The sequence below is a fragment of the Thiomicrorhabdus arctica DSM 13458 genome (assembly GCF_000381085.1).
Classification (GTDB): Bacteria; Pseudomonadota; Gammaproteobacteria; order Thiomicrospirales; family Thiomicrospiraceae; genus Thiomicrorhabdus; species Thiomicrorhabdus arctica.
Genome location: NZ_KB905902.1, coordinates 130,078 through 145,431, shown reverse-complemented (window position 1 = coordinate 145,431; position 15,354 = coordinate 130,078). Strand labels below are relative to the sequence as shown.

15 protein-coding genes are annotated in these 15,354 nt (G+C 42.6%); 9 read left to right on the top strand and 6 right to left on the bottom strand.

Going from position 1 to position 15,354, the window contains the following annotated elements; translation table 11 throughout:
• Window positions 1-3: 3 nt before the first annotated feature.
• Together recF and F612_RS0111165 are read left to right on the top strand one after the other, a co-directional pair.
• On the top strand, window positions 4-1,101 hold the full coding sequence (recF, locus tag F612_RS0111170; RefSeq protein WP_019557860.1) for a DNA replication/repair protein RecF: 1,098 nt from the start codon (window positions 4-6) through the stop codon (window positions 1,099-1,101).
• A 214-nt stretch (window positions 1,102-1,315) separates the two neighbouring features.
• A complete protein-coding gene (locus F612_RS0111165) occupies window positions 1,316-1,717 on the top strand; it encodes a DUF4870 family protein (RefSeq protein ID WP_019557859.1) in 402 nt (133 codons plus the stop codon).
• Window positions 1,718-1,788: 71 nt separating this feature from the next.
• Here F612_RS0111165 and F612_RS12790 read toward each other — a convergent pair whose 3' ends face one another.
• On the bottom strand, window positions 1,789-2,106 hold the full coding sequence (locus F612_RS12790; RefSeq protein WP_245539541.1) for an Hsp20/alpha crystallin family protein: 318 nt from the start codon (window positions 2,104-2,106) through the stop codon (window positions 1,789-1,791).
• Between the two features lie 482 nt (window positions 2,107-2,588).
• Between F612_RS12790 and gyrB the strand changes: the two genes are divergently transcribed.
• Both gyrB and F612_RS0111150 read left to right on the top strand, forming a co-directional pair.
• The gene (gene gyrB / locus F612_RS0111155) at window positions 2,589-5,015 is read left to right on the top strand and encodes a DNA topoisomerase (ATP-hydrolyzing) subunit B (protein ID WP_019557856.1); all 2,427 of its coding nucleotides are present in this window, start codon (window positions 2,589-2,591) and stop codon (window positions 5,013-5,015) included.
• A 131-nt stretch (window positions 5,016-5,146) separates the two neighbouring features.
• The gene (locus F612_RS0111150) at window positions 5,147-6,079 is read left to right on the top strand and encodes a phosphoribulokinase (RefSeq protein ID WP_019557855.1); all 933 of its coding nucleotides are present in this window, start codon (window positions 5,147-5,149) and stop codon (window positions 6,077-6,079) included.
• A 106-nt stretch (window positions 6,080-6,185) separates the two neighbouring features.
• Here F612_RS0111150 and F612_RS0111145 read toward each other — a convergent pair whose 3' ends face one another.
• From F612_RS0111145 to hemF, 4 genes are all read right to left on the bottom strand, one after another.
• Window positions 6,186-6,845 carry a hypothetical protein gene (locus F612_RS0111145; RefSeq protein ID WP_019557854.1) on the bottom strand — a complete coding sequence of 220 codons (660 nt, stop codon included), beginning with the start codon at window positions 6,843-6,845 and terminating at the stop codon, window positions 6,186-6,188.
• A 48-nt stretch (window positions 6,846-6,893) separates the two neighbouring features.
• Window positions 6,894-8,768, bottom strand: coding sequence for a TIGR00341 family protein (locus F612_RS0111140; protein ID WP_019557853.1), 1,875 nt, complete (start codon window positions 8,766-8,768; stop codon window positions 6,894-6,896).
• A gap of 111 nt (window positions 8,769-8,879) precedes the next feature.
• The gene (locus F612_RS0111135) at window positions 8,880-9,254 is read right to left on the bottom strand and encodes an RNA-binding S4 domain-containing protein (RefSeq protein ID WP_019557852.1); all 375 of its coding nucleotides are present in this window, start codon (window positions 9,252-9,254) and stop codon (window positions 8,880-8,882) included.
• Window positions 9,255-9,257: 3 nt separating this feature from the next.
• A complete protein-coding gene (hemF, locus tag F612_RS0111130; protein ID WP_019557851.1) occupies window positions 9,258-10,214 on the bottom strand; it encodes an oxygen-dependent coproporphyrinogen oxidase in 957 nt (318 codons plus the stop codon).
• Window positions 10,215-10,484: 270 nt separating this feature from the next.
• Here hemF and F612_RS0111125 point away from each other — a divergent pair, with 270 nt between their 5' ends.
• Complete coding sequence (locus F612_RS0111125) at window positions 10,485-10,730, top strand: DUF6868 family protein (protein ID WP_019557850.1); 246 nt, start codon at window positions 10,485-10,487, stop codon at window positions 10,728-10,730.
• A gap of 212 nt (window positions 10,731-10,942) precedes the next feature.
• Window positions 10,943-11,872, top strand: coding sequence for a DMT family transporter (locus tag F612_RS0111120; RefSeq protein ID WP_019557849.1), 930 nt, complete (start codon window positions 10,943-10,945; stop codon window positions 11,870-11,872).
• Between the two features lie 77 nt (window positions 11,873-11,949).
• On the opposite strand, the gene F612_RS0111115 is transcribed toward F612_RS0111120, so the two are convergent.
• A complete protein-coding gene (locus tag F612_RS0111115; protein ID WP_019557848.1) occupies window positions 11,950-12,459 on the bottom strand; it encodes a phosphate-starvation-inducible PsiE family protein in 510 nt (169 codons plus the stop codon).
• 222 nt (window positions 12,460-12,681) lie between these two features.
• On the opposite strand from F612_RS0111115, the gene F612_RS0111110 reads away from it, so the two are divergent.
• The 3 genes from F612_RS0111110 (at window position 12,682) to F612_RS0111100 (ending at window position 15,253) form a co-directional block, all read left to right on the top strand.
• Window positions 12,682-13,473, top strand: coding sequence for a DUF4197 domain-containing protein (locus tag F612_RS0111110; RefSeq protein WP_019557847.1), 792 nt, complete (start codon window positions 12,682-12,684; stop codon window positions 13,471-13,473).
• A 48-nt stretch (window positions 13,474-13,521) separates the two neighbouring features.
• Entirely contained in the window at window positions 13,522-14,364 is an 843-nt protein-coding gene (locus F612_RS0111105) for a M48 family metallopeptidase (RefSeq protein WP_019557846.1), read from the top strand.
• 163 nt (window positions 14,365-14,527) lie between these two features.
• Window positions 14,528-15,253, top strand: a complete 726-nt coding sequence (locus F612_RS0111100; protein ID WP_019557845.1) for a DUF3581 family protein — start codon at window positions 14,528-14,530, stop codon at window positions 15,251-15,253.
• The last annotated feature ends 101 nt before the right edge of the window (window positions 15,254-15,354 follow it).

The following is a 15,354-nucleotide window of genomic DNA, read 5'->3' as shown; positions in this document are numbered from 1 at the left end:
CCGATGACTCAAATTAACCAAATTTCCATTCAGAATTTTCGTAACTGTGGCCATCTTCACTGTGATCTCAGTGCGGGTCTGAATTTAATTATCGGTGATAATGCGGCTGGTAAAACCTCATTGATTGAAGCTATTTGGGTCCTCGCCACAGGTCGTTCTTTTAGAACAGCCAAAAGTCAGCATTTGATTCAGCGAGATTTTGAATCTTCCACCCTTTTTGCCGAAGTGACTTCCAGTCACTCTCGTCATAAAATGCACCGTTTAGGATTACAAAAAAGCCTGACGCAAACGTTATTACGTTTAGATGGTGAAACGCTTAAATCACAAGCGGCACTGGCGCAACTCCTCCCGGTACAACTGCTCACCCCTGAAAGTCATAAATTGCTAGAAGAGGGCCCAAAAGCCCGTCGTCAATTTATGGACTGGGGCTGCTTCCATCAGTCCCCAGAATTTATGCCCTTATGGCGTCATTATCAACGAGGCCTTAAACAGCGGAATTATGCGCTTAAAAGGCACTTGCCAAAAGTGCAAGTGCAACTGTGGGATCAAACCCTGGTTGAGAATGCCCTTAAGATTGATCTCATTCGTCAACGCTATCTGGAAAGGCTAACCCCATACTTAATCACGTTTTGCCAAGCCTTAATGCCCGAGATTAAAGAAGAGGTGGTGTGCCAATATCGTGCAGGCTGGCCAAAAGCCACCGAAGATTTGCTGGCATTATATGCCGACAGCTATCAAAAAGAGTCGCATTTAGGTCACACGCAATATGGCGCCCATCGTGCTGATATTCGCTTTAAGTTTGGAACACAAGAGGCTCTGAATACCTTGTCCCGCGGCCAGCAAAAATTATTTGTCTGTGCCTTACTGCTCGCCCAAGCTAGTTTGCATGAAAAGGTATTACAAGAACCGGTCATTATGTTGATTGACGACCTGCCTGCCGAGTTGGATGAAACCCATCGTCGAAAACTATTAGAACTGTTACAGATTCTCAATATCCAACACGTCATCACCAGCACCTCAGCGTCCTTAATTCCGATACTCAATCCTGAGACCACCAGAGTCTGGACGATTGATTCAGGCCAACTTAGCTTACAGTCCTAAAATCAGTTTTATCAACTGACCAGGCCTTGCATGCCCTGTGGCTTTATAAAATTATGTGAGCGCAGGGTCAGTTGATGAAATTTGATTCAATATCAATAATTTTGATGCGCGGGATGTACCTGATTCGCTATACTCATAAGCATTAGATTAAAAATCATGTTTCATTTTATTAAAAACAGATCTATCGCAACAAATACGATAATAGAGGATCGCTATGTCAGACCCAATAGAAAGTACACATCCACTACAACCATCACAAGCAGAGCCAGTAAAGCCAAGCGCACCCAAAGTTTCGACCACAGCTGCCACCATTATTTATGTCTTGTACCTACTGAACTTTATTATTCCATTTGGTGCTTTAATCGGCCTGATTATGGCTTATATCAATAAAAATGAAGAAGATAACTTTCTACAATCACACTATCAGTTCCAAATCCGTACCTTCTGGATTGGCTTGCTGTATATGTTCATTGGTGGGTTATTAACCATAATTTTAATTGGTTGGTTGATGATTTTATTCTATATCATTTGGTTGATTATTCGCTGTGTCAAAGGCTTGAAGTATCTGAATAAAAAACAACCAGTGCCTAATCCGACCAGTTGGATGTTTGGATAAACAACTGATTGATTACTCCCAATAAAAAAGACCGCAATGTAGCTTTTTTTATTGGGAATAATGAACATTATTTATGTCACTTTAATCTGCTTAGATTTCTTATTTTTATCCATCATCAGTTTGGGTAGAGTCACTTCTAAAACACCCTCTTCACAACTGGCTTTAACATTTTCACTGTCCACCCCTTCAGGTAAAGCAAAACCCCGTTCAAACTTGCCATAGCTGCTTTCTGAGCGATAATACCCCACCTCTTTAACCTCTTTTTTAGATTTACGCTCTCCAGAAATCATAAGACGATTATCTTTAACTTCCACATTGATATCTTTTTTCTGCACACCCGGTAAATCCACCTCAACATGATAGGCATAATCCCCTTCTCGTGTGTTCACCAAGGGTGAAAATCCTGCTACATTCGTCTCAAAAAAAACCATATATCAGGATATAAATATTGGAATTTTTTTTCCATCTCTCTTAGCTCTTTAAGCACCTCGACCGTCTTCATTAACATACCCATTTTGACTCTTCCTTTATGCCGTTATTTGGACATGTGCCCCCACACTTAAATTTTGAATACATGCCTCATCGCATTTTGATGTCATTAATTATCCTAATTCAGTATATCTTCGTACCTTATAAAACCTCTTATTTTAATTGAATTTTTATAAGTAAAAACAACACCCTTAAGCTGCCAAATCAACTGCTCTAAAAGCTGAGATTTTTAAGGCCTAGCCAAAAATTAAATAACACGGTTTTTTATGAATGTAACTATATGATTTAACAGGGTTATATTGTCTATATTTAGGACGTACATTTACCGTTAAATTATGGTAAAATCATCGGACTAATTTTGTAACTAAAAGAAACTAAATTTATGTCTGAAGAATCAACCTACGACTCCTCCTCCATCAAGGTTTTAAAAGGCCTGGATGCTGTTCGCAAACGCCCTGGTATGTACATTGGGGATACTGATGATGGTTCAGGTCTACACCACATGGTTTTCGAGGTGGTAGACAATGGTATCGATGAAGCTCTAGCCGGTCACTGTGACAAAGTGGTTGTCACAATCCATACTGACGGTTCTGTTTCTGTCACGGATAACGGCCGTGGTATTCCGGTCGGAATCCATGAAGAGGAAGGCGTTTCCGCGGCAGAAGTCATCATGACGGTACTGCATGCCGGCGGTAAGTTTGATGATAACTCGTATAAGGTTTCTGGTGGTTTACACGGTGTGGGGGTTTCAGTTGTTAATGCCCTCTCTTCCAAGCTTGATTTAATCATCAAACGTGAAGGCCATGTTTGGAAGCAGTCCTACACCCATGGTGTACCAGATGCGCCAATGCTCGCGGTAGAAGATACCGATGAAACCGGAACAGAAATTCGCTTCTTGCCGAGTACTGATACGTTTACTCAAGTTGAATTCAGTTTTGATTACCTGCTAAAGCGTTTAAGAGAGCTCTCTTTCTTGAACTCTGGCGTGCATATTGAATTAAACGATAAACGCGACGGTCGTAGTGAGACCTTCCAGTTTGAGGGTGGAATTAAAGCGTTCGTTGACTATATCAATACCAATAAGCCATTGATTCATGAAAAAGCCTTCTATTTCTCGACAGTGAAAGACGATATTACCGTTGAAGTAGCGATGCAATGGTCTGAAGCTTATAAAGAATCTATCTTCTGTTTTACCAATAATATTCCACAGCGTGATGGCGGAACTCATATGTCAGGTTTCCGTGCGGCTTTAACGCGCTCGATGAATGCCTATGCTGAAAGTTCTGGGTTGGCTAAAAAGTACAAAATCAATGTTTCCGGTGATGATGCGCGTGAAGGGTTAGCGGCCGTTATCTCCGTTAAAGTACCTGATCCTAAATTCTCTTCACAGACCAAAGATAAGTTGGTCTCATCTGAAGTGAAAACGGCGGTTGAAACCGCCATGAATGAGAAACTTTCGGAGTTCTTATTAGAAAACCCGAAAGATGCGCAAGCGGTTTTTGCAAAAATTGTTGATGCGGCACGTGCCCGTGAAGCAGCGCGTAAAGCCCGTGAAATGACACGTCGTAAAGGCGCTTTGGACATTGCAGGTCTGCCAGGTAAATTGGCGGATTGCCAAGAAAAAGATCCCGCGCTATCTGAACTGTACCTGGTGGAGGGTGACTCTGCGGGGGGCTCGGCCAAGCAGGGTCGTGATCGTCGCACACAGGCAATTTTGCCCTTAAAAGGTAAGATCCTCAACGTTGAAAAAGCTCGTTTTGATAAGATGCTAGCGTCTGCAGAAGTCGGTACTTTAATTACCGCTTTAGGGTGCGGAATTGCAGAAGAATATAATATTGAAAAACTACGTTACCATCGCATCATTATCATGACCGATGCCGATGTCGATGGTTCGCACATTCGTACGTTACTATTGACCTTCTTTTACCGTCAATACCCTGAACTCGTTGAAAAAGGCTATATCTACATTGCTCAACCGCCTTTATACAAAGTCAAAAAAGGCAAACAAGAAACCTATCTAAAGGATGATTCAGAATTAGAGAGTTATTTGCTACAAAGTGCCATTGATGGTGCAGCCTTGTGGACGGAAGATGGCGCACCTAGTATTCAAGGTGTCGCTTTAGAAAACCTTTCTAAAGATCACTTTAAAACTCAGCATGTCTTACGTCGATTGAGTCGTCGTTATAACCCAACTTTCTTAGAGATGATGATTGATCATCCTCCTATTACGCTTGAGTTATTGAATGATATTGATGGCTTAAATGCTTGGATCAAAGACTTTATGCCGCAACTTAATGCGCATGGTGAATTGCATAAAATTGAGTATCAATTAACAGCAGAACCTGCGGCGGAATTGGACAGTAAAGGTAAATTTCAAATTCGTCTACAACAACGTGAACATGGCACCTTAAGCGCTAAAGTGTTTGATGCAGATTTCTTTGAATCTAAAGATTTTGCACAAATCGCTTCTTTTGGCCAATCACTGCTCGGTTTATTAACTGCTTCTTCAGCGATTCAACGTGGCGAAAAAAGACAATCCGTTTCAACCTTTAAAGAAGCCATTGAGTGGTTATTTGGTGAAGCCAAACGCGGTCAAAATATTCAGCGTTATAAAGGTCTTGGGGAAATGAACCCAGAGCAACTCTGGGAAACCACGATGAATGCTGAAGCACGTCGTCTATTACAAGTGACGATTCGTGATGCGATTACCGCCGACCAAGTCTTCACCACTTTGATGGGAGATGAGGTTGAACCACGTCGTAACTTTATTGAATCGAATGCGCTGCAAGTAGAAAACCTAGACGTATAAATCACGGTTCTCACAACAAATTTTGAATTTTGGATGGTTTTAGTTTCTAATACCGTCCATTAAAACGTTTATTAAATTTAAATTATGAAAATGACCAGGCCTGGTTGTTTTAAAATTATTAGGAGACATTTATGTCAGTACAACACCCTATTGTTACCGTAACGGGCTCTTCTGGTGCCGGAACATCTTTTGTAAAACGTGCCGTAGAAAAAATCTTCGAGCGTGAAAACTTAAATGTTGCGATCGTTGAAGGGGATAGCTATCACAAGTACAGTCGTACAGAAATGAAAGCAAAAGTAGCCGCTTCTAAAGAAAACGGTGGCGCTGCACTGACTCATTTCTCTGAATACGCGAATGAATTTGATCAACTACAAGCTTTATTCAAAGAATATAAAGAAAAAGCTACCGGTAAACAACGTTATTACATCCATAGTGATGAAGAAGCTGATGAGCATAACGCTCGTTTAGGTACTAACTTCACTTCTGGTGAGTTCACGCCTTGGGAGCCTATTCCTGAAGGAACAGACGTTCTTTTCTACGAAGGTCTACACGGCATGGTTAAGCGTATGGATCACGGTCCAGCCGAAGGTATGCATAACGTTGCACAATATGTTGATTTAGGTATCGGTGTCGCCCCATCCATCAACATCGAGTGGATGCAAAAAATCTACCGTGATACTTCTGAACGCCCTTATTCAGTGCAGCAAGTTCGCGATACGATTCTTGAGCGTATGCCTGACTATATTGAAACCATCGTGCCTCAGTTCCACCGTACACACATCAACTTCCACCGTGTACCGTTAATTGATACCTCTGATCCGTTTTCAACGATGTCTGAAGATGCGCCTATGGGTCCTGCACCAGAAGATTCATTAATCATCTGTCATGTTCGTCACCAGGACGTTGACATGGAAGCCGTCAAAGCAAAAATTCCAGGGGCTTTCTTACAAAGACCTGATACTTTAGTTTGTGGTGGAGAACATATGGTAGAAGTAATGGATCTAATGATGACACCAATCATTCAAGCTCTCATTACTAAAAAACGTACAGCAATGGCGGAATAAGCCTTGTTTTGAAGGGATGAATATCCCATAAAAAAGCCCGCAATTGCGGGCTTTTTTATGTCTGTAAATCACGATGTTAAGTAACATCGTGATTTACAATCCTTCCTTAAAAACGGTAAGTCACACCCGCTTGTAAGACTGGCAGGAAATTGTAATTACCGACATCCTTTTCCAGTATGGCTTTTTCATCTTTCAAAGCGGCATCCAAACGATCATTTTGTCCGCCATTATAGGTACCGCTTAATGAGACTTTCGCCGTACCGGTGAAAATAGCGCCCACTTCAAACATCGCACCCCAACCTTCAGCCGGTGAGTTGCCCCAACCTAAAGACAACATCGGTGCGCTCTCCCACTCCATTGCCCCATTAACCTTTACTGTGCCCGCAAAGGTATCATTACCCACCTGAATTACGCCTGTTTTAGAGCCATTCGCTTTCAATTTAAAGTCATTAAAAGCATAACCTGCAGACATAAAGAAAGTCCCTGCAAATGGATGATAATCCATACTCAAACGGTGAATTCCACCATCGGCTTTAACATCATAAATAATGTCCGTATTGCTACTGGTTTCAGAAAGCCCCATGCCTCCTGATAAAGCGCCACGTATTTGAAACAAGTCGTTGATTGGGTAAGTCAGCTCTACAGCCGGTCCAGAAATCAAACCATAATTCACTGCAATGCCAACACCTTCAGCAGAACTTGCTAAAGCGATGGATGGCCCTGCCACCACTGATCCAATAATGGTTGATAAGACTAGTTTTTTCATATTGCGTTCTCTCATTGGTTATAGTTAAATTTGTTAATGTGTGCGATTTTACCTAACAACCACCGTCGTGGCTTCAAGGCGTATATTTTGACCGAGCAAGGTTTCCATCTGATGTTTGACTTGATCAATCTGTTCCGTCTGTAACGAAATATTTGAGAGCAGCTTAACGGAGACATAAGTGGGAGTGCCGCTACGGATTTTGACATCTTTAATCTCAATACCATTGGTTTTCCACCCTTCCAGTGTATGCACGATACGCTGTTCATCGACCATACTGGTAAAGGCCAAGACCAAAGGAATACTGACCACAAGTACAAAGGCTGTCGACAACACCATCCCCTTTTTGGCTAAGTGAAAAGGACTGAACCCCATGACCAGAAAAGTAGCAGAAGCGGCTAGGATGATACCAACCAAGTTGGTCATGAACAGGAGGAAAGCGCCTGAAAACACTTCCCAATCCAACCAGCCAATGCCCATGCCGGACACGGCCAACGGCGGGACCAATGCCACCGCAATTGCGACACCCGCTAAGCTTTTAGCCACTTCTGAACGAGCACTGGCATAAGCACCCGCAACCCCAGAAATAATCGCGACCCCTAGGTCTAAAATGGTCGGGCTGAGTCGAGCCCCAATCTCATGGTTAATGCTTTGCAGAGGGATCATTAAAGTGAGTAGCGTCCCAAAGAAAAGTGCCAAGGCAATGCCGATGACCAAGGTTTTACTACTTTGAGTCACAAGTTCACTGTTTTGTCGCAATACCCCCATAGAGAGTGAAATAATCGGTGCCATTAAGGGGGCTAAAATCATTGCGCCAATAATCACTGGTGCAGAATTAGCAAACAGACCAACCGTAGCCAGCAAGGTCGACAATACCATTAATACTAAATAGGCTTCTGAAGCACGTGCATTCTCTTTTAAAATAACAAATGTCTCTTTCACCTCATCTTGATCAGCATGATGAATCCATCGTAAGGGTCGGTTAATTAATTCATCAATCGCTTGACCTTTAGGCAAGCCAGTCACTCTCACCGATTCCTTCTGATCCTGACTACTGAGCTTTTCTGGTAAGCCACTGCTTAACACAAGTAATGAATTTTCTTTAATTAAAATCTGAATCTGTTCAGCACTTAAATGCCTTCCATCAATACTATAATCAAGGGCTGTTGGACCACTAATGATCACCTGTTCTGTTTTGAGATGACCTAAATAATCAGGTAATGAATTACTTGATGGCTTTTGCGGGAAAATGCTAGCGAATAAAAAGCGCGCAACCTCTACGATGCTTCGCGGCGCGAAAATGATCGTATGCAAACTCGCTTCATCTTGTTTGGATTCGGCCACAACCCGTCTTGTAAATTCACTACTGCTCGGACGATAAACAACAGAAATACCCAAAGCGGCGGTATTGATCACAGTTTGCTTAGCTGTTTCTATGCGATAAGGCGATAAATGTGATTTACTTAAATTTATGGCTAAGGAACCAAAATGTTTTAGTTTGTTCCAGATACTTTCTTCAATACGGGCTGCTGGCGCCATTATATTAGGGTTACCGAACATGACGGAGCCGAGCACCAGTTCCTCATTGCAATACATCAAATCGACTGAAACAGGATTTTCAACCGCCATACAATCTGCGATGGCATCTTGCATTTTTTTAGGCACAAAAAAAGCCTTAGTGGCACGCTTCATTTCTGAATGGGGAATGAGACCTATATGCCATTTATGTTCAGCCGCTTTTGGCAGGAGATGGTAGAGATCTTCATCTGCTAACCATGTCAAAACGTCACTATTTTCAGCTAAACTCGGTAAAGATTGGGGGTCATAAGCGATGAAGTCACACTCACAATCCTGCAGCAATGGCTTTAGTTCCGATTCAAAAATATCCGCTTGCTGCGAATCATAAATAATGCTGTATTGCCTCATACCAACTCCTTAAGCAGCTTAGATGAACATATTGACGTATTGTGATGTTAATTACTGAACGCGACCATAACGTATGCGACGCGCTCGTGCTCGAGTTGGACAAAAAGCAAATTATTCAAAATCAGAAAATTGGTGGATTTTACGTCGATCTCGTTTAGTGGGGCGGCCTGCACCTTTTTCGCGATAGCCTACGAGCGTCATATCGGCTGTCGGTTTCGTCTGATTTAAGACTTCACTGTCTAACCGATAGAGCGTTTGCGCGTGCTCGGCAGAGCCACGTTTATCACTGACGATTAACACCGTGACGTCACTTTTGCGATGCACTTGAGTGATTTTAAGCTTATCACCCACCATTAAGGTCTTGCTCGGTTTTGGTTTAGAGCCATTCAACTCAATTTTTCCACCTTTAATAGCATCCAAAGCCACACCGCGTGTCCTAAAGAAACGCGCGGCCCACAACCACTTATCAACCCGTAATTTATCCATCAATTAGCCTAACTCGGTCAACCAGTCTTTAGGGGTAAGAAAACCATAGATTTCAGACTCTTCTGTGCCGGGTTCTGGCTGATAATCATACTTCCACGTCACGACGGGCGGCATCGACATTAAGATAGACTCAGTACGCCCTCCAGTTTGTAACCCAAAAATGGTCCCACGATCAAACGCCAGGTTAAATTCTGCATAACGACCTCGACGATAGAGTTGAAACTCTTTTTGGCGTTCGCCATATTCCATGGTTTTACGACGCGCAACAATTGGGCGATAGGCTTCAATAAAATGGTCACCAACCGATTGCATAAAGCTAAAGCATTTATCAAAATCCCAACCGAATGTCTCTGCGTTTAAATCATCGTAAAACAAACCGCCGACACCACGCGTTTCATCGCGATGCTTTAGATAAAAATATTCATCGCACCATTTTTTATATTTTGGATAAATGGTTTCTCCAAAAGGTGCGCAAGCGCTTTTGGATTGTAAATGCCAGTGTACAACATCATCGTCAAATGGGTAATAAGGGGTTAAATCAAATCCGCCGCCAAACCACCAAACCGGTGCTTCACCCTCTTTTTCAGCTATAAAAAGACGGACATTAGCATGAGAGGTCGGTACGTAAGGGTTACGAGGATGAATGACCAGAGAAACCCCTAAGGCTTGGAAGGAACGTCCGGCCAATTCAGGACGATGCGCCGTTGCAGAAGGCGGTAAGTTTTGGCCTCTCACATGCGAGAAGTTAACCCCGCCCTTTTCAATAACCTCTCCGCCTTCCATCACTCGGGTACGACCACCGCCTGTTAGGCGCATAACACCCTCTTCACCTGCTCGCTGCCACTCGTCAACGATAAACTCCATTGAGCCATCTTCTTCAGCCAATTGACGGCAAATATCCTCTTGCAAGGTCAGTAAATAATCCTTTACGGCTTGAACATTAACAGCGGTGTCTGACATGGTATATCCTTCTCAAATGGTTAGGGGTATTTTAGACCTTATTTAAGCATTTTGCATGGTTCAAACAATTGGCTTACAATCGGTCGTCAGAGCTTAACCCGAATTTTCGAGTTTTACAGGTTATAGAATATCGGTAAACACCCGAAATCAACAATCAACCTTCAATTGATTATGGATAATAACTTTTTAAGTTACAACGAGTTAAAATACATGTCGTGCCATATGATAATTTATGGAATTTTCCTATAGAACTGAATCAAAGGCGATAATATGGAATTACAAACACTTACCCAATTCTTTATGTGGAGCAGCATTCTCAATGGTAGCATCCTCATCTTATGGACGGGCTTATTTATGTTTGCGCCAAATTTAGTCTATCGTCTTCAGAGCTTCTGGTTCCCAATTCCAAGAGAGAAATTCACCGTGGTTATGTACAGTTTTCTCGGTGTGTTTAAATTACTTTTTATCATCTTCAATATCACACCTTATCTCGCATTACTTATTATCGCGGGATAGAGCAAGGCATGTATTTAATTATTGATGCTCATAGGCTAGAAATATAGGGAGAACGAGCTAAAACTCTCCCAATAAATTCTCCTTTAACAACCCTCTGTATCCTCATCAAAAATGCTAGAATTGTCACTACAAAACACTTTATTTATTCTACCGCTCGTCCCAAATAGACAAGCATTTTGCAGTCAATTCCTCCGTCACCTTATTGGACTTTTATGACCCCCGCGCTGTTGGCCCAAACCACCCTATTAACCTTAATGGCGATGATCGCTTTTGCCACCAATGCCATTCTATGTCGCTGGGCATTAGATGGTGGCTGGATTGATCCCGTCAGTTTCACCAATTTGCGACTTGCCTCTGGCGCAGCCATGCTATTTCTAGTGATGAGCTGGATGGGTTGGCAAAAGAGACTTCTTCAGCGCAAAATAGGCAACCCAAATATGGAGGTCAATAGTGAGAGTAAAGGCAGCTGGAAGGCGGCGTTTATTTTGTTTGTTTACGCCATCACCTTCTCTTACGGTTATGTCGAAATAAGCACCGCCACGGGTGCTCTACTCTTGGCGTCGGTGGTGCAATTGACCATGATTGGTTATGCACTACGTAATGGCGAGAAATTGCACGGTGCTGAGTGGTTCGGGGCCGCTTTGGCCTTACTTGGGCTCTTATATTTAGTCTACCCTAAGCTGACGACCCCTTCTTGGTGGGGTTTGCTGATGGTAGTCATCTCTGCCTATACTTGGGCGCTTTACAGCTTGAATGGTCGACGTTCGCTGAGCCCGTTGAGAGATACCGCCTATAATTTTTACCGCACCTTACCGATGGTCGCTTTAGCCAGTCTGCTAAGCCTAATGTTTATCGAGCACATACATTTAACCGCGACGGGAATCGGTATGGCCATCTTCTCTGGAGGCATCACCTCCTCTTTGGGTTATATTCTTTGGTATAAAGCCCTGCCCAGAATCTCTTCCAGTTTAGCGTCAGCCGCTCAACTATTAGTGCCTTTATTAGCTGCTTTTGGTGCCGTTTGGTTAATAGATGAACCCATTACACTGCGCTTTATGATTGCCGCTGCACTGATGATCGGTGGCTTGGGCTTGGTGCTTTTGGGGCGTAATCAGCATCGTAAGGCAGACTTAAAAACTTAAGATCGTTTTTGGAATCCAACCAGGCCTGACCGTTATGCACAGGTTCGATTTTATGTTTCCAGTCCTGTTAAAACTCGCTATTCAGGCTTATTATGTGACTCATGACAATCTGGCGAATATTTACTCGTGACGATTCTCAAGGCGACTAACACGGTAATCACAAAGACACTCAAGAGTATGGCTGTTAAATCAAAATCACGATACCAAAAACTAATCAACTCCCCAATCAGCACCACCAATGCGACATCAATGATAAAGGTAACCTTGACTCTACCTATTGTTAGATAGGATTGCAGTACTCGGATCAACTCCAGAGAAGCCAGTATGATGACCACATCTTTAATCATCTGTTCAGCGCCATGTGCCCAACCGTCTACATACGCATGGTAAAGCGATATCACCAGCTCTACCAGACCAACGGATATCCATAAATAGATAGCGATCATAAGTATGCCTGCAAGAAGACCAACCACTTTTGCATGCCACTCATTACTAAGTAAAAATGAATTTTTAGGAGAGTGATTGGAGAGAGGCTTAGTTTCTGATTTATCGTGCATAGTACCACCGTATTGAGTTAAGGACGCCATGCTAACTCAGTGGTGTGACAGTGATATGACCTCTTAAAGAAAAAGAGAAGATCGTTCATTAATTTGCTGTAAATCAAAAATGGCTGTGCAATGAATCAGATGACTTTATGCAATGTTGGTTGCTTATAAAGCTTTAAATAAAGTATTCTATTCAAATAGAAATAATACTAACCAATTTTCAACAAGCGTGCTTTAAGCACTCTACCGAATATGAGGCTTCCCATGAACAAATTCTCTAAAAACACCTTTATCGTGCCGATTCTCATCAGCTTTTCAGGGATTATTGGTCTTAGCAGTGTCAGTGTGAGCGCTCAAGCCAGTTGGTGGGATCAAGGTGCTGACCTATTGAAAAATATTCCGGGGGTCTCTGAAGCCGTTAAAACTCCGACAACGACACTTCCCAATAATCTGTCGGTCGACGAACTACAAAAAGCTTTTAAACAAGCTCTCACCAAAGGTTCAGAAACCGTTGTCAGTAAACTCAGTCTTAAAGACGGTTTTAATACTGATCCTAAAATTCATATTCCGTTACCGAGCTCATTAAAAACCGTGCAGTCAACTTTAAATCAGTTTGGTATGGGCCGTTATATGGATGATTTAGAACTTAAAATAAACCGCGCCGCCGAAGCGGCCACACCGCAAGCAGAAGCGCTGTTTTTACAAGCCATCCAAGCGATGAGTTTTGATGATGTGAAGAAAATCTATAAAGGGCCTAAGGATTCAGCAACCCAGTATTTAAAGTCTAAAACCGCACCGAGTTTAAAAACTAAAATGGCACCAATTGTTGAAAAGTCTCTGAATGAGGTCGGTGCAATCACGGCATATGACACAGCCATATCCAAATACAAAGATCTACCATTTGTGCCTAATGTTAAAGCCGACCTACTCGACCATGTCGTCAATCAAGGGATGGAAGGGATATTTTATTATCTCGCTCAGGAAGAAGCCAGTATTCGTAAAGATCCAGTGAAACAGTCGACTGAACTGTTGAAAAAAGTCTTTGGGAAAAACTAATTATTCTCTATTGACCATTTATCCCGACCATCCAACACTGAGATTTTTATGACAAATAAAATCTATTTTAACGTTATTCTCCCCGGCATCCTCATAACCATCCTAATGGGGTTAACCGCGTGTACTTCGACCAGTACTAAAAAAGGGACGGTTGGTATTGAGCGCCAGCAATTGTTATTAGTGTCTGAAGCGGAAATGGTCAATGGTGGCAGGCTAGCTTATGCCTCTGTGTTAAAGGAAGCCGCACAGACCAAAACACTGAACACCAACTCTGTCTTGGTTCAACGTGTGCGCCGCATCGCTAATCGTCTTATTCCGCAAACAGCCGTATTTAGAAACGATGCGCCAAATTGGGACTGGGAAGTCAATGTCATTCAATCCGACCAACTTAATGCGTGGTGTATGCCCGGTGGAAAAATTGCTTTTTATACCGGTATTATTGAGAAACTCAAGCTTACCGATGCAGAGATCGCTGCAATTATGGGACATGAGATGGCACATGCTTTACGCGAGCATGGTCGAGAGAGAGCTTCTGAGCAAACCCTCACTCAAGTTGGGCTCACAGCCTTAAGTATCTTTACCGGCGTTCAAGGGCCAGCACTGGACGCGGCCGCCATGGCATTACAAGTCACCTTAACTCTACCGAATAGCCGAACCCATGAAGTTGAAGCTGATAGAATGGGGGTCGAACTTGCCGCGAGAGCCGGCTATAACCCCTATGCGGCGATTCAAGTTTGGCAGAAAATGGATCAAGCTTCGAAAGGCGGTAGAACTCCTGAACTGTTAAGCACTCACCCCTCTCATAGTAGTCGCATCAAAGATTTAAACACATACGCCAAACGCGTTGAACCGTTGTTTAATGCGACCTTAAAAACATCAAGACAACGCTAAACATGATTGCTTAAGGCATTCAAGACACTGAAAGGAATCAATGCCGACTAACGAAATTCATACTCATCTTGAGCAGATTATATAAAATACAGCATCTTAGCCCTTTGCAGATTTCGAATCAGCATCAAAACTGCAAAAGCGCATTAAACTTTCAGGACACCTTATGCCGTTAAACACCTCTTACCTTGAACCCTTTTTTCAAGAGACTGATGACTTTATTAGCATCACATCTGTGCAAGCAAGCACTTTTGCAAAAGAAGTCGCTCGCGATTTTAATCCCTTGCATAATCCAGACACCAAACGATTTTTAGTACCCGGTGATCTTCTGTTTGCACTGGTATTATCGCGCACAGGTCTGTCACAAGAAATGAAGTTTAACTATACAGGCATGATGGGCAATGGTGTTTTATTGAAGTTCCCAAAACAGCCCGGGAACACTTTTGCAATTGTCGATAATCAAGATAAACACTATCTGGAGGTTAGCCGTAATGGTGATATCTCAACCGACATGCCATTGATTGAAGCCTTTACCCGTGCTTATGTTGCTTTTTCAGGTCATAGTTTTCCGCATATTCTGGTGCCGTTGATGAAACAGCATCAAGTCATGATTAACCCAGATCGCCCGATGGTTATTTATGAAAGCATGTCTTTCAAGCTCGATCACTTAGACATTCAGTCACCGACACTCGAACTTATTGATAGCAGCTTAGAGGTGCAAGGTAAACGGGGCACTGTACACTTACAATTCCAGGTATTTGAGAAGGGTGAACCAGTCGGTAACGGTTATAAAACACTGGTATTAAGCAGTTTACGCCAATACGATGAAGCCAAAGTACAAGCCTTAGTCGAAGGTTATGAATTGATTAAAGCCGATTATAAGGTATCTTAAACAACTCTCCAGGCCTGGTTAAATTCGCTGAATAAGCCAGGTTAGAAACCTTCACCATGATGTTTTATCTTTTGTGACTCAGCATTTAAAAATCTGACATT

Excerpts from the sequence above, each read along its gene's own strand:
- recF (WP_019557860.1), top strand. The coding sequence starts at position 4 with ATGACTCAAATTAACCAAATTTCCATTCAGAATTTTCGTAACTGTGGC.
- F612_RS0111135 (WP_019557852.1), bottom strand. The coding sequence starts at position 9,254 with ATGGATAAATTACGGGTTGATAAGTGGTTGTGGGCCGCGCGTTTCTTT.
- F612_RS0111100 (WP_019557845.1), top strand. The coding sequence starts at position 14,528 with ATGCCGTTAAACACCTCTTACCTTGAACCCTTTTTTCAAGAGACTGAT.
- F612_RS0111140 (WP_019557853.1), bottom strand. The coding sequence starts at position 8,768 with ATGAGGCAATACAGCATTATTTATGATTCGCAGCAAGCGGATATTTTT.
- F612_RS0111120 (WP_019557849.1), top strand. The coding sequence starts at position 10,943 with ATGACCCCCGCGCTGTTGGCCCAAACCACCCTATTAACCTTAATGGCG.
- hemF (WP_019557851.1), bottom strand. The coding sequence starts at position 10,214 with ATGTCAGACACCGCTGTTAATGTTCAAGCCGTAAAGGATTATTTACTG.
- F612_RS0111165 (WP_019557859.1), top strand. The coding sequence starts at position 1,316 with ATGTCAGACCCAATAGAAAGTACACATCCACTACAACCATCACAAGCA.
- F612_RS0111110 (WP_019557847.1), top strand. The coding sequence starts at position 12,682 with ATGAACAAATTCTCTAAAAACACCTTTATCGTGCCGATTCTCATCAGC.
- F612_RS0111150 (WP_019557855.1), top strand. The coding sequence starts at position 5,147 with ATGTCAGTACAACACCCTATTGTTACCGTAACGGGCTCTTCTGGTGCC.
- F612_RS0111125 (WP_019557850.1), top strand. The coding sequence starts at position 10,485 with ATGGAATTACAAACACTTACCCAATTCTTTATGTGGAGCAGCATTCTC.
- F612_RS0111115 (WP_019557848.1), bottom strand. The coding sequence starts at position 12,459 with ATGGCGTCCTTAACTCAATACGGTGGTACTATGCACGATAAATCAGAA.
- F612_RS0111105 (WP_019557846.1), top strand. The coding sequence starts at position 13,522 with ATGACAAATAAAATCTATTTTAACGTTATTCTCCCCGGCATCCTCATA.
- gyrB (WP_019557856.1), top strand. The coding sequence starts at position 2,589 with ATGTCTGAAGAATCAACCTACGACTCCTCCTCCATCAAGGTTTTAAAA.
- F612_RS0111145 (WP_019557854.1), bottom strand. The coding sequence starts at position 6,845 with ATGAAAAAACTAGTCTTATCAACCATTATTGGATCAGTGGTGGCAGGG.